Source organism: Agrobacterium sp. 20P9.1.2, from assembly GCF_057799395.1.
The window spans coordinates 869,161-883,716 of record NZ_JBYOKI010000001.1; the positions used below are offsets into that span (position 1 = coordinate 869,161).

General features: G+C 61.0%; 12 protein-coding genes. All 12 read left to right on the forward strand.

Annotated elements, in window-relative coordinates; all coding sequences use genetic code 11:
* Positions 1–3: 3 nt before the first annotated feature.
* The 12 genes from AC27VJ_RS04315 to AC27VJ_RS04370 all read left to right on the forward strand — a co-directional run bounded on the left by AC27VJ_RS04315 (position 4) and on the right by AC27VJ_RS04370 (position 14,556).
* On the forward strand, positions 4–3,801 hold the full coding sequence (locus tag AC27VJ_RS04315; RefSeq protein ID WP_488682944.1) for a baseplate multidomain protein megatron: 3,798 nt from the start codon (positions 4–6) through the stop codon (positions 3,799–3,801).
* Positions 3,802–3,835: 34 nt separating this feature from the next.
* On the forward strand, positions 3,836–4,042 hold the full coding sequence (locus tag AC27VJ_RS04320; protein ID WP_113090048.1) for a hypothetical protein: 207 nt from the start codon (positions 3,836–3,838) through the stop codon (positions 4,040–4,042).
* 324 nt (positions 4,043–4,366) lie between these two features.
* The gene (locus tag AC27VJ_RS04325; RefSeq protein WP_113090047.1) at positions 4,367–4,636 is read left to right on the forward strand and encodes a hypothetical protein; all 270 of its coding nucleotides are present in this window, start codon (positions 4,367–4,369) and stop codon (positions 4,634–4,636) included.
* A 90-nt stretch (positions 4,637–4,726) separates the two neighbouring features.
* Entirely contained in the window at positions 4,727–5,398 is a 672-nt protein-coding gene (locus AC27VJ_RS04330) for a response regulator transcription factor (protein ID WP_045231270.1), read from the forward strand.
* On the forward strand, positions 5,388–6,788 hold the full coding sequence (locus AC27VJ_RS04335; RefSeq protein ID WP_113090046.1) for a sensor histidine kinase: 1,401 nt from the start codon (positions 5,388–5,390) through the stop codon (positions 6,786–6,788). The genes AC27VJ_RS04330 and AC27VJ_RS04335 overlap by 11 nt, the downstream gene beginning before the upstream one ends.
* A 108-nt stretch (positions 6,789–6,896) precedes the next feature.
* Entirely contained in the window at positions 6,897–7,325 is a 429-nt protein-coding gene (locus AC27VJ_RS04340; protein ID WP_488682945.1) for an RT0821/Lpp0805 family surface protein, read from the forward strand.
* Positions 7,326–7,502: 177 nt separating this feature from the next.
* Positions 7,503–8,645: a c-type cytochrome biogenesis protein CcmI gene (gene ccmI / locus AC27VJ_RS04345; RefSeq protein ID WP_488682947.1), complete on the forward strand. Its 1,143-nt coding sequence runs from the start codon at positions 7,503–7,505 to the stop codon at positions 8,643–8,645.
* Positions 8,642–9,121: a cytochrome c maturation protein CcmE gene (ccmE, locus tag AC27VJ_RS04350; protein WP_488682948.1), complete on the forward strand. Its 480-nt coding sequence runs from the start codon at positions 8,642–8,644 to the stop codon at positions 9,119–9,121. Before ccmI ends, ccmE begins: the two co-directional genes overlap by 4 nt.
* Positions 9,118–11,112 (forward strand): heme lyase CcmF/NrfE family subunit, encoded by a 1,995-nt coding sequence (locus AC27VJ_RS04355; protein WP_113090043.1) that lies wholly within the window; start codon positions 9,118–9,120, stop codon positions 11,110–11,112. The genes ccmE and AC27VJ_RS04355 overlap by 4 nt, the downstream gene beginning before the upstream one ends.
* Positions 11,113–11,288: 176 nt before the next feature.
* A complete protein-coding gene (locus tag AC27VJ_RS04360; RefSeq protein ID WP_488683187.1) occupies positions 11,289–11,729 on the forward strand; it encodes a cytochrome c-type biogenesis protein in 441 nt (146 codons plus the stop codon).
* Positions 11,730–12,149: 420 nt separating this feature from the next.
* Positions 12,150–13,715: a Do family serine endopeptidase gene (locus tag AC27VJ_RS04365; RefSeq protein ID WP_353576246.1), complete on the forward strand. Its 1,566-nt coding sequence runs from the start codon at positions 12,150–12,152 to the stop codon at positions 13,713–13,715.
* 82 nt (positions 13,716–13,797) lie between these two features.
* Positions 13,798–14,556 (forward strand): response regulator transcription factor, encoded by a 759-nt coding sequence (locus AC27VJ_RS04370; RefSeq protein ID WP_082453638.1) that lies wholly within the window; start codon positions 13,798–13,800, stop codon positions 14,554–14,556.

Genomic DNA, 14,556 nt, shown 5'->3' on the forward strand with positions numbered 1-14,556 from the left:
CTGATGGCAACCCTTGTTCTACAGGCGGCGGGCGCTGCAGTCGGCGGTATTTTCGGGCCTGTTGGTGCGATCATCGGCAGGGCGGCGGGGGCGTTGGCGGGGAGTGCGGTCGATAGCGCGCTGTTTTCCTCTTCGAAAACGGTGAGCGGTGCGCGGCTTTCTACGGCGCGTATTCCCGGCGCAGAGGAGGGGGCGGCGATTGCGCGGGCTTATGGCACGGTGCGGATTGGCGGTACGCTGATCTGGGCAACGCGCTTTGAAGAAAGCGTGACGCGGGAGCGGCAGGGCGGCAAGAGTTCCAGTAGCAGCAGCACGACCGTCGAGACGTTTCAATATTTCGCCAATTTGGCCGTGGGCCTGTGTGAAGGCGAGGTGGCCATGGTGCGGCGGGTGTGGGCCGATGGGCAGGAATTGGATCTGACCGGCATCGAAATGCGGTTCTACCCCGGTAGCGAGACGCAGCTTCCCGACCCGCTGATCGAGGCGAGGCAAGGGGCGGGTAACGCGCCTGCCTATCGCGAGCTGTCCTATGTCGTGTTCGAGCGCTTGCCGCTGGATGGTTTCGGCAATCGCATTCCGCTGTTGCAGTTCGAGGTGGTGAGGCCCATCGGCAAGCTGGAGGGGCAGATCCGGGCGGTGACGGTGATACCGGGGGCGACCGAGCATGGTTATGCGACGGTTGCTGTGTCCGAGCGGGCCGGGGCGGGCGAAAGTCGGGTGATGAACCGGCATACGTTGGCAGCGGCGACCGACTGGCAGGCTTCCATCGATGAATTGCAGGCGCTGTGCCCCAATCTGGAAAGCGTGGCGCTGGTGGTAACGTGGTTCGGCACGGACATGCGCGCGGGGGAATGCCGCATTCTGCCCGGCGTGGAGGTGGCCTATCGCGACCGTGAGAGTGCCTATTGGTCGGTTGCGGGCATGGGGCGCGGGCAGGCGCGGCTGGTAAGCCGTCGCGATGGTGGCCCGGCCTATGGCGGTACGCCCAGTGATGAGAGCGTGCTGCAGGCCGTTGCCGATCTGAAAGCGCGTGGCCTGAAAGTATGCCTCTATCCGTTTGTGATGATGGATGTGCCGGCGGGCAATGCTCTGCCTGACCCTTATGGCAAGGTGGAACAGGACGCCTATGGCTGGCGTGGCAATATTACCTGCCATCCGGCAGCAGGGCGTGCAGGGAGTGTAGACCGCACGGGCGCGGCGCGGACGCAGGTCACGAGTTTTTGCAATCGTGCCGATGGGTACCGCCGCATGGTGCTGCATTATGCGGCGCTGGCAAAGCAGGCGGGCGGGGTGGATGCGTTTCTGATCGGCTCTGAATTGCGTGGGCTGACGCGGGTGCGAGGAGAGGGCAACAGCTTTCCTTTCGTGGAAGAGCTGGTGCGGCTGGCGGGGGATGTGCGCGCCGTTGTGGGTGCGTCGACGAAGCTGACTTACGCTGCCGACTGGAGCGAATATTTTGGGTATCACCCGGCGGATGGTTCGGGCGACGTGTTCTTCAACCTCGATGCGCTGTGGGCGAGCCAGCACATCGATGCTGTGGGCATCGACAATTATATGCCGCTATCCGACTGGCGGGATGAGGATGTGCTTGAGGGTACCCCGGATGGTTTCGATGGAGCCGATGATGCGGCGGGTTTTGGCCGCAATATCGAGGGCGGCGAGGGATTTGATTGGTATTATGCCAGTGAGGCGGACCGGGCGGGCCGCAAGCGCAGCGCCATTTCCGACGGGTTGAAGGGCGAGCACTGGGTCTATCGCAACAAGGATCTGCGCGGCTGGTGGCAGAACCGGCATCATGACCGGCTGGGCGGCGTGGAACGTGTGACGCCGAGCGCTTGGGTGCCGGGCATGAAGCCGATCTGGTTGACTGAACTGGGCTGCCCGGCCATCGACAAGGGCGCGAACCGGCCCAGCACTTTCATCGACCCGAAATCGTCTGAAAGCGCCTATCCGCATTTTTCCAGCCGCATGCGCTCCGACAGCCAGCAGCGGCGGTTTCTGGAGGCGCATCACGACCATTGGTCAGGTGGTTCGGCGCTGGCTGGCATGGTCGATCCAGCAAGGGTTTTCGTCTGGACGTGGGATTCGCGGCCTTACCCGGCCTTTCCGCAGGATACGGCGACATGGAGTGACGGGGCCAATTGGCGCACCGGTCATTGGCTGAACGGCAGGCTGGGGGCGGCGACGCTGGCCGATCTGATTGCGGCGGTGCTGACGGAGCATGACTTTGCAGATTTCGACGTGTCAGCCGTGACCGGCGATGTGGCGGGTTATGCGCAGGGCGATGTGACGGCGGCGCGCAGCCTGCTGGAGCCATTGCTGGAAGCGTTTCAGGTGGATGTGATCGAGGACGAGGCAAAGCTGCGCTTCGTCTCACGCGGAAAGGCGGCGACGAAGACGAAAGTGGTGTCGGCTTTTGCGGATATCGAGGACAGTGCACTGTGGTCAGAAGCGCGCGGGCATGAGAGCGATTTTGCGGCGGAGGCGGTGTTGACGGCGTATAATCCGGCGCTGGATTATGAGCAGGCCAGCGTGCGGTCTCGCCGCATCGACAATTCCGGCAACCGGGTGCTGCGGTATGATCTGGGCGCGGTGCTGGCGCAGGAGACCGCGCAGAATGCGGTGGAGGCGCTGTTGCGCGACAACCGGCTGGCGCGACGAACGGTACGCTTTTCGATTGCGCCGAGCGAGATTGCGCTCGATCCCGGCGACTGCGTGGAACTGGAGGGTGGGCCGAGCGGGCGGTTTCTGGTGAGCCGGATCGAGGATGGCGATGTGAGACGCATCGAGGCGCGGGAATTTGCGCCCTCGGCATTGGCACTTTCCAGCGAGGCGGAAACGCCGCGTACGGGCGGTGGCAGTGCTACCAGCGGGTTCGACCCTGACATCGTGCTGATGGATTTGCCGCGTTACGAGGCGGGCGAGGCGCAGGGCTTTGCCCGGATTGCGGCCTTTGCCAAGCCGTGGCGGCGCATGGCGCTATCGGCTTCTGCCGGAACCGAGGGTTATGAGGCGCGGGCGCTGCTGGACCAGCCTGCGAAGATCGGTGCGCTTGCGAGCGCTGTGCCGAAGGGATTTGCGGGGCGGTTCAATGCTGGTGGCGCGATCGAGATCACGCTGCCTTACGGCGATCTGGCCTCTGCCACTGACCTCGCGGTGCTGAATGGGGCGAACCGCATCGCCATTCGTTGCGTGGGCGGAGCTTGGGAGGTTGCGGCGTTTGCTAAGGCGGAAGAAGTGGCAGCGAACCGCTGGCGGCTGACACGGCTGTCGCGCGGGCTTGCTGGCACCGAGGACGCCATGGCGGTGGGAGCCATCGACGGCGCCGAGGTGGTGGTTCTGGATGCGGGCGTGGTGCCGATGGGGCTGCGCAGCGACGAACGCGGGCTGCAACTGAACTGGATCATCGAGGCGGCGGGTGGGCAAATTTCAAGCGTCGGGCCGTTTGCCTTTGCGGGTGGACTGCGGGCGGAGACGCCGCTGGCACCGGTGCATCTGCGCGGCGTGCGAAGCGCGGAAGGTGTGCGCCTGACATGGGTGCGGCGCGGGCGCGTGGAGGCCGATGGCTGGGACGCTGCCGATATTCCGCTGGATGAGGTGGCCGAGCGCTACCGGGTCGAAATCGTCTCCGGTGATGCGGTACGGCGCAGCCTGGAGGTGAGCGAGGCGGCCTGCCTTTATGCCGCGAGCGATGAGCTGGCGGATTTCGGTGCGGTGCAGACGACGCTTGCGATTCGGGTGCGCCAGCTTGGCCGGGCGGTGCCTCTTGGCATCGCGGCGAGCGCCGTTTTGCGTGTTTAAACTTCACAATAATGTCAACGAGAAAGGACAAAACATGGACGACATGAAGGCGTGGTATCAATCCAAAACCGTTTGGGGTGCGCTGATCGCGGTGCTGGCGCCGCTGCTGCATGTGGTGGGTCTAAACCTGCCGACGGGGTTCGAAGGTGAGCTTGCCGAGGGGCTGGTGACGGTGGCCGGTGGTGTGGGCGGGCTGGTTGCGCTGTATGGGCGATTGGCGGCGACGAGTGTTATTCGGTAGGGGATTGCTTCGGTAGGGCAGTGGGTGTGGCTTACCCCCTCTGCCCTACCGGGCATCTCCCCCTCAAGGGGGGAGATCGACTCGCGGGTAGGTCTCTGCCATCTCTGATGCTGCGGATTGAGTGGGGAGCAAGCGCCCAGCCTATCTCCCCACCTGTGGGGGAGATGCCGGCAGGCAGAGGGAGGTGAGCCACACGCTACCGTTCACCTTGCGCTCAACTCCACGACAGCCCACATTCATTTGCCATTCAGACGCTTTGCGATACATATTCGGCCAAGAATTCATTTCGACGTGCATCCAGTTTTTCTGTGGAAGTTTTGTGCAATGGCATCACCCCTCATCATCGCGACGCTCGCAGCCGGTCTTTCCGGTTTTCCTGCGCCGCAGGCTGATTTGCAGGTGAAAGCCGTGGATGGCCGGATCATTCAGGTGGCCAGCGATTGCTCATCCGCCGTGTCGCGCGTGGTGCGGGAAACCGGCGGGCAGCTTCTTTCCGTTTACCCGACCAATGACGGGCAGTCCTGCGTCGTGACCGTGCTGGTGCAGGGCAATGGCGAGCGCCCGCGCAAGGTGACGATGCGCGTGCCGATGTAGAGCGTCGCAATCCCGAAAAATCTGATGTAGAGATGATTTGGATTAGTCGGCGCTTCGATCGGCGACGCATGGAATGAAAAGGGACTGATGATGCGCATTCTCGTGGTCGAGGACGATACCAACCTCAATCGACAGCTGACCGACGCGCTGAAAGAAGCGGGTTATGTTGTCGATCAGGCCTTTGACGGGGAAGAGGGGCATTATCTAGGCGATACCGAACCCTATGATGCCATTGTGCTGGATATCGGTCTGCCGCAGATGGACGGGATTACCGTTGTCGAGAAATGGCGCGCCAGCGGCAAGTCCATGCCGGTCCTCATCCTCACTGCCCGTGACCGCTGGAGCGACAAGGTGGCCGGGATCGATGCCGGTGCCGACGACTATGTGACCAAGCCGTTCCATGTGGAAGAAGTTCTGGCGCGTGTGCGCGCCCTCATTCGCCGCGCGGCAGGCCATGCCTCATCCGAAATCGTCTGTGGCCCGGTGCGGCTGGACACGAAATCCTCCAAGGCGACCGTCAATGGCGTGACGTTGAAGCTGACCTCGCATGAGTTCCGTCTTCTGTCCTACCTCATGCACCATATGGGCGAGGTGGTGTCCCGTACCGAGCTGGTCGAGCATATGTACGATCAGGATTTCGATCGCGATTCCAATACGATAGAGGTGTTCGTTGGCCGTCTGCGCAAGAAGCTGGGCGTCGATCTGATCGAGACCATCCGCGGTCTCGGCTACCGGATGCAAGCACCCGCAGATGCGAAGTAACTCACTCACCGCCCGCGTTCTGCTGCTGGCTTCGGCATGGTCGATGCTGGCACTGGTGGTGATCGCGGTGGTGATTTCCACGCTCTACCGACAGGGCGTGGAGCGCAGCTTTACCGATCTGCTGCGCGCTCAGCTTTATAACGTCATCAATTCCATTACCGTTTCCAACGAAAACACGCTGGCGGGAAGCCCGCAGCTTGGCGATCTCAGGTTTTCGCAGCCCGATACCGGCTGGTACTGGGTGGTAGAGCCGCTGGGCAATTTCCAGACCGCACCGCTGGTTTCCTCATCGCTGGGCGTTTCGACGCTGCCGGTGCCGGGCATTCTGGATGTGCCCTTCGACAATCGCTACGAGCGTTATTACGTGGTGACGGACGAGGCCGGAAACCGCGTGCAGGTGGCCGAAACGGAAGTGGTTCTGGACGGTGAGGGCAGGGCGGCGCGGTTTCGCGTGACCGGCAATCTCAACGTCGTGGAAGACGATGTGCGCGATTTTTCCAACAGTCTTTATCTGGCGCTGGCAGTCTTTGGTGTCGGCAGTCTGGTCGTGAATGGCCTTGCCATTCTCTACAGCCTACGACCGCTGGACCATGCGCGTGTGGCGCTGGGCAAGATACGCGGCGGCGAGGCGGAGCGGCTGGAAGGGGAATTCCCGAGGGAAATCCAGCCCTTGGCGACGGAGATCAATGCACTGATAGAAAGCAATCGGCGACTGGTGGAACGGGCGCGCATGCAGGTGGGCAATCTGGCGCATTCGCTGAAAACGCCGATTGCCGTTCTGCTGAACGAGGCGCGCACGCTGGACAGCCACCATGGCGATCTGGTGCGGGGGCAGGTGGATGCGATGCAGGCGCAGGTGCAGTCCTATCTTTCCCGCGCTCGTATTGCCGCACAGCGCGGCTCCATTCTGGCGCGTGCGGAGGCCGAACCGGCGCTGGAGCGGCTGGTGCGGGTGATGCGCCGCCTGAACCCGGACAAGACATTCGAGCTGGACATGCAGCAGCCGGGCACCGTGCTGGCCATGGAGCAGCAGGATCTGGAAGAGGCCGTGGGCAACCTTCTGGAAAATGCGGCGCGCTTTGCCGAGACAAAAGTGGTGATTACCGTCATGCCCGGTTCGCACACCTCTTCCGACCCGGATGTGACCCGCAGGTCCTGGGTGACGCTGCTGGTGGAGGATGACGGGCCGGGGCTGGAGCCGGAGCAGATTACCGAGGCGATGAAGCGCGGCAGGCGTCTGGATGAAAGCCGCCCGGGAACGGGGCTTGGTCTCTCCATCGTAAGTGAGGTGGTTTCCGAGTACCACGGCACCTTTGCCATGTCGCGCAGCCCGCTTGGTGGGCTGAAAGCGGAATTGCTGCTGCCAGGGCTTTCGAAAGAGCTTGCATGACGGCCAAAAACTGGCAAGACATTTCATGATGAATGACCGCGCCAGGATGGCGCGTTGATAAGGAGTGTATTCTTGGTTGATGTGACAGGCAAAGCCGGATTTGCCGGAATGAACTCCCATTTTATGCGCCCTGCCGTGTTTTCGCTGATCTGCCTTTCGGTTCTCAGCTCCTGCACAACATCCAACACCCGCAACACGGGTGGCGGACTTCTGAGCCGTGGTGGCGCATCTGCCACACCTTATATTTCGGCGCTTCAGGGCGGCATTGTTGGTAGAAGTGGCCTGCAGATGGACCGCAGCGACTTCAACAAGGCGCTGGAAGCGGAATATCAGGCGCTGGAAACCGCACCCGGCGGGCAGGCCGTGACATGGGGCAGCGGCGATACGCGCGGCGAAGTGGTTGCCAATGCGCCCTACCAGGTCGGCAACCAGAATTGCCGCCAATATACCCATGATCTGACTGTCGATGGCAAGCAGGCGAAGGTGCGCGGCGCGGCCTGTCGCAATGCGAACGGTACATGGATGCCGCTGACGTAACGTCTGCTTGACGTATGTCAAGGTAAGCGCAAGGCTTGTCGTTCAAAGCTTGATCATTGGGTCTGTGCTGCCGCAGTCGACGCGAAAGCGTGAGCGGATGCGGCATACTGGCTCAAATTCACGTCATCCCGCAGCGGCTTATTTCAAAGCGGTGCGCATTCGAGTAATTGAAACGGCATGTTCTGGATTATCATCGCCCTGTTGACGGCGGCAGTCGCCATCGTTCTGACCTATCCGCTGATGCGCAGCAAAGGCGTATCCGACACGCGCCGTGAGGGCGAGGTGGCGGTTTATCGCGACCAGTTGGCGGAGTTGCAGCGGGAACGTCAAAGCGGGCTGATGGGCGAGACGGAGGCGGAATATGCCCGCGCCGAAATCGGGCGGCGGCTTCTGGCGGCAGCATCCGGCAAGGCGCAGGAGAGTTTCAAAGCCGCGCCGCGCAGCCACAATGCGCTGGCCAGCATTGTGACGATATTGCTGCCTCTGACGGGGCTCTGTCTTTACTTGTATATGGGTAGTCCGGGCATGCCGGACATGCCGCTGGCCGCGCGGCTGGAAAAGCCCGGCAATGACATGAACCTGCTGATTGCCAAGGCTGAGCGTCACTTGGCGCAGAACCCCGATGACGGTGCCGGGTGGGACGTGCTGGCCCCGATCTATTTCAAGACCATGCGTCTGGGCGATGCCGAAATGGCTTATCGAAATGCCATTCGTCTTCAGGGCGAGAATGCGCCACGTCTGACGGGGCTTGCCGAAACGCTGATTGCGGCCAATCAGGGCATCGTCATCGAGGATGCGCGATCTGCCCTTGAAGATGCGGAGAAGATGAGCCCCGGCAACCCGCGGGCGCGCTTTTATCTGGCGCTTTCACTGGAGCAGGCGGGCAAGACGGATGAGGCACGCGATGCCTTTGCCACGCTGCTGAAGGATTCGCCCGAGGGTGCGCCATGGATACCGCTGTTGCAGGCGCATCTGCAAAACACTGGTGGTGCCGATATTGCTGCCGCACCGAAGGCGCAGGCGCCGGGTGGCCCGAGCGCCGAAGACGTGGCTGCGGCCAGCAACATGTCGAGCGAAGACCGACAGGCGATGGTGGCAGGCATGGTAGAAAGTCTGGACGCGCGGCTGAAGGAAAACCCTGACAATTTCGAGGGCTGGATGCGGCTGGTGCGATCCTATGCCATGCTGAAGAATGACGAAAAGGCAAGGCAGGCTTTGGCCGATGGTCTGAAAGCTTTTCCGCCAGCCGGTGAGCAGGGCAAGCAGTTGCTGGCGCTGGCCCAGCAGCTGGGTGTGAATGCGAAAGGGATGACGCAATGACCCGCAAGCAGAAAAGACTTGTTATCATCGGCGGCGGTGTCAGCTTCATCATGATCGCGGCGTTTCTGGTGATGTTCGCCTTCGGCCAGTCCATTGCCTATTTCTACATGCCCGGTGATCTGGAAAAGACCAGCGTGGCACCCGGAACGCGCATCCGCCTTGGCGGGCTGGTTGCCGAAGGTTCGGTCAAGCGTGGCGAGGGCCGCACGGTGAGCTTTGCGGTGACGGATGGCGGTGCCAGCGTGCCGGTGAGCTATACCGGCATTCTGCCGGACCTGTTTCGCGAGGGGCAGGGCGTGGTGACAGAAGGCACCTTCGATGCCGCGACCCATGCCTTCGTGGCCGATAGCGTTCTGGCCAAGCATGATGAAAACTATATGCCCAAGGAAGTTGCCGACCGCCTGAAAGACAAGGGCCTGTGGCAGCAGGATGGAACGGCACAAACGGGTGTGGTAAAGACCGGAGCGACGCAATGATCACCGAAATCGGCCATTATGCTCTGGTTCTGGCGCTTGGCGTGGCGCTGGTGGTTTCCGTGCTGCCTGCGTTCGGGGCGCGCCGCAATGACAAGGCGTTGATGGACATTGCGCCCATCGGTTCCGTTCTGCTGTTTTTGTTGGTAGGCATTGCGTTTGCATCGCTGACGCATGCCTATGCGGTCTCGGATTTCTCGCTGAAGAACGTCTATGAGAATTCGCATTCGCTGATGCCGATGCTTTACAAGCTGACCGGCGTGTGGGGCAACCATGAGGGATCGATGCTGCTGTGGCTGCTGATCCTCGTGCTGTTCAGTGCTATGGTTGCCGTCTATGGACGCAATCTTCCAGATACGCTTCGCGCCAATGTGCTGGCCGTGCAGGCCTGGGTGACGACGGCGTTTTTGCTGTTCATTTTGCTGACTTCCAACCCGTTTGCGCGGCTTTCGCCGGTGCCAGCGGAAGGGCAGGATTTGAACCCGATCCTTCAGGATTTCGGTCTCGCCATCCACCCGCCGCTGCTCTATCTCGGTTATGTCGGCTTCTCGGTCTGTTTTTCCTTTGCCGTCGCTGCGCTGATGGAAGGGCGGATCGACGCCGCATGGGCGCGCTGGGTAAGGCCCTGGACGCTGGCTGCGTGGACTTTTCTGACGGCGGGTATTTCGATGGGCTCTTACTGGGCCTATTACGAACTCGGCTGGGGCGGCTGGTGGTTCTGGGACCCGGTGGAAAACGCCTCCTTCATGCCATGGCTGGCGGGAACGGCGCTCTTGCATTCGGCACTTGTCATGGAAAAGCGCGAGGCGCTGAAAATCTGGACCGTGCTATTGGCGATCATGACCTTTTCGCTCTCGCTACTCGGCACATTCCTCGTGCGCTCCGGCGTGCTGACGTCCGTCCACGCCTTCGCGACCGACCCGAGCCGCGGGATCTTCATTCTGTGCATTCTGATGATCTTCATCGGCGGGGCGTTTTCGCTGTTTGCATGGCGTGCGCCGATGCTGAAGGCCGGTGGGTTGTTTGCGCCGATTTCGCGCGAAGGTGCGCTGGTTCTCAACAACCTCATCTTGACCGTTTCCACCGCGACCGTGCTGATCGGCACGCTCTATCCGCTGGTGCTGGAAACGCTGACCGGCGAGAAGATCTCCGTCGGTGCGCCCTTCTTCAACCTGACCTTCGGGCTGTTGATGATCCCCATTCTGATCGTGACGCCCTTCGGGCCGATGATGGCGTGGAAACGCGGCGATCTGCTGGGTGCGTTCCAGCGGTTGTTCGTGGCAGCGGGATTGGCCGCGCTGGCGGGTCTGGCGCTATGGTATATCGAGAATGGCGGGCCGGTGCTGGCTGCGCTGGGCATCGTTGCAGGTTTTTGGCTGATCTTCGGGGCGCTGGCCGATCTGTGGTACCGCGCCAATTTTGGCAAGCTGGCTTTTGGTATTGCTTTGCGGAGGCTGAAAGGTCTGCCGCGCTCCACCTTTGGGACGGCGCTGGCGCATATGGGGCTTGGCGTGACCGTGCTGGGCATCGTCATCGTGACGACCTTCGAGACGGAAACCGTGGTCGAGATGAAGCAGGGAATGACCGTGGATGCGGGCGGCTACAGCCTGACCTTCGACGGTATTCGCCACCATGTCGGCCCGAACTATACCGAGGATCGCGGCCATTTCACAGCGCGCAAGGGCGGGGCCGAGGTGGCCGATGTGTGGTCATCGAAACGGCTCTATACGGCGCGGCGCATGCCGACGACGGAAGCGGGCATCATGACCTTCGGGCTTTCGCAGCTTTACGTGTCGCTGGGTGACCCGATGGACGATGGCGGCATGGTGGTTCGCATCTGGTGGAAGCCGTTCATTCTGTGCATCTGGGGCGGTACGGTATTCATGATGATTGGTGGGCTGGTTTCGCTCTCCGACCGCCGTTTGCGCGTGGGTGCGCCGACGCGCAAGGCGAAGGCTGTGAAGGTTGGACCAGTGCCGGAGCCTGCGGAATGACTGTTGCTCGCAGTGAAAAGAACCCCTCCCCAACCCCTCCCCACAAGGGGGAGGGGCTTAACCCGGCTTCACGCTTTTCGTTTTCATTGGGCCGCGTGATTGCCGCGTGGTTTCTCACCCCTTGTGGGGGAGACGGCCGGCAGGCCAGAGGGGGTCTTTTCCGCCACCTACGAACCATCGCCCTGTTTCTCACCCTCCTGTTCACCGCACTCCCCGCATTCGCGTTCAACCCCGACGAGGTTCTCTCTGACCCGGCGCTGGAGGCCCGCGCACGGGCGCTGACCGTGCAGCTGCGCTGCATGGTGTGCCAGAACCAGTCCATCGATGACAGCAATGCGGAGCTAGCGCGGGATTTGCGGGTGCTGGTGCGCGAGCGGCTGACGCAGGGTGATAGCGACGAGGCGGTGATGAATTATGTCGTGTCCCGCTACGGCGAATTCGTGCTGCTGAAGCCGCGGTTCAGTGCGCGGACGATTGCGCTGTGGGGTGCGCCGGTTGTGCTGATATTGATTGGGGCGACGGCGATTTTCGTTTTTGGGCGGCGTCGAGTAGCGGTGTCTGAGGGGCAGAAGCTGACGGTGGATGAAGAGGCGCGGATTCGGGATTTGTTGGGGTAGGGTGGCTGCTCGTATGCTTGAGTGCGTGGCTCACCCCCCTCTGCCCTGCCGGGCATCTCCGCCTCAGGTGGGGAGATCGACTCGTGGATAGCTCTCGGCCATCTTGAACGATGCGGATTGATTGAGGAGCGTGTGGCTTTCCGATCTCCCCCCTTGAGGGGGAGATGTCCGGCAGGACAGAGGGGGGTGAGCCACAGACGCTGCCTCTAATTTGTTGCGTCAGGTTAAAATAAAGAAACGCAAACCATTCCAATAATTTAACTATCCCTCAAACCCCTCTCTCCCGCAAATGCCCGAACATTACGGATTTTTCACGCGCCAGACACTTCGCTGTAAGGTGAAGCCTCCTATATCTTCATCATCCACCGCTTCCCCGGTCACGCCGGGCTCCAGTCTGAATGAAGAAAGAAGGTAAGTTCCATGTCTAATTCGCAAAACGGACGTCCCTCGTTGAAGACCATCCTCAAGTCTTCCGCTGTTGGAGGCCTCGCAGCACTGATGCTGACGACCGGTGTGGCAGGGCCAATCATGCATTCTTTTGCAGCACCGGTTGAAGTGACCGCGCCGCAGGTACCGAGCTTCGCCAATGTGGTCGATGCGGTTTCGCCAGCGGTTGTTTCGGTGCGCGTACAATCGAATGTGCAGCCTGCTTCCGATGACAACAGCAATTTCTCGTTTAACTTTGGCGGTCGTGGTCTCGACCAACTGCCTGATGACCACCCGCTGAAGCGTTTCTTCAAGGAATTCGGCGGCCCGGGTGCCGGTGAAGGCGACAAGCGCGCTGACCGTGGCCCGAAGGCCCATCGTGATGGCAAAGGCCCGCTGCGCCCTGTGGCACAGGGTTCCGGCTTCTTCATCTCCGAAGACGGATATCTGGTCACCAACAATCACGTCGTCGATGATGGTTCCGCATACACCGTCGTCATGAATGACGGTACTGAATATGACGCCAAGCTGGTTGGCCGCGATGCACGCACCGATCTGGCCGTGTTGAAAGTGGATGTGAACCGCAAGTTCACCTATGTTCAGTTTGCCGACGACAGCAAAATTCGCATTGGTGACTGGGTCGTGGCCGTGGGTAACCCATTTGGTCTTGGCGGCACCGTAACGTCGGGTATCATTTCGGCACGCGGTCGTGACATCGGTTCCGGTCCGTATGACGATTACCTCCAGATCGATGCCGCTGTGAACCGCGGTAACTCTGGCGGTCCTGCCTTCAACCTCAATGGTGAAGTGGTTGGCATCAACACCGCCATCTTCTCTCCATCCGGTGGTAGCGTCGGTATTGCCTTCGCCATCCCCGCATCCGTTGCCAAGGATGTGGTGCAGGATCTGATCAAGGACGGTAAGGTTGAGCGCGGCTGGCTGGGCGTGCAAATTCAGCCTGTGAGCAAGGATATTGCCGAGTCGCTTGGCCTTTCCGAAGCTAAGGGTGCACTTGTGGTTGCACCGCAGGCCGGTTCGCCCGGTGACAAGGCCGGTATCAAGCAGGGTGACATCATCACTGCGCTGAATGGCGATACGATCAAGGACGCTCGCGATCTTTCGCGCCGCATCGGTGCACTTGCGCCGAACACCAAGGTCGAGCTTTCGCTGTGGCGCGGTGGCAAGTCCCAGCCTGTGACCGTAACTTTGGGTGACCTTGCAAGTGACGACGCATCCAAGGCAACGGCGACCCAGAACGACAGCAAGAGCGCTCAGCCTTCCAGCGATAAGGTACTGTCCAGCCTCGGCTTGACGGTTGCCCCTTCGGATGACGGTGCAGGCCTTGCGATTACCGATGTCGATCCCGACTCCGATGCTGCGGCCCGCGGCCTGAAGACCGGCGAAAAGATCACCACCGTCAACAACCAGCAGGTTGCTTCTGCCGGTGATGTCGAGAAAATCCTCGAGCAGGCGAAGAAGGACGGTCGTTCCAAGGCTCTGTTCCAGATCCAGACGGAAGATGGCAGCCGCTTCATTGCGCTGGATATCGACCAGGGTTGATCATTCAGCGGGGCGGGAGGGGATTGCCTCTTCCGCCCCGCTTTGCCGTTATCAGACACCGCAACGTGGTCGGAGAAACCCCATGGAAAACAAGGCACAGGAATCGTTTCCCGCATCTGTTTCCGGTTGTGCGGTTGATACAGACAACGCTATTGTCCCGCACATGAAGATTCTTGTTATCGAAGATGATCTGGAAGCTGCGGCCTATATGACTAAGGCGTTCCGGGAAGCGGGCATTGTGGCCGATCACGCCAGCGATGGCGAGAGCGGCTTGTTCATGGGCGTTGAAAATGCCTACGACGTGATGGTCATCGACCGCATGCTGCCGCGCCGCGACGGGCTATCCGTTATCAGCGAGCTTCGCCGCCGCGGTATCGAAACGCCGGTGCTGATCCTGTCTGCACTGGGCCAAGTGGACGACCGCGTGACGGGTCTGCGCGCCGGTGGCGATGATTATCTGCCGAAGCCCTATGCGTTCAGCGAGTTGCTGGCCCGTATCGAAGTGCTGGGCCGCCGCAAGGGCAAGCCTGAGCAGGATATGATCTACCGTGTTGGTGATCTGGAACTCGACAGGCTTTCCCATGACGTGAAACGTAATGGCAAGGAGATACTCCTCCAGCCGCGCGAGTTTCGCCTGCTGGAATATTTGATGAAGAATGCGGGCCAGGTGGTGACGCGCACCATGCTGCTGGAAAATGTCTGGGACTATCATTTCGATCCGCAGACCAATGTCATTGACGTGCATGTTTCGCGCCTTCGCTCGAAGATCGAGAAGGATTTCGACAAGCCGCTGTTGAAGACCATTCGCGGCGCAGGCTATATGATGAAGGACGAGGGGTAA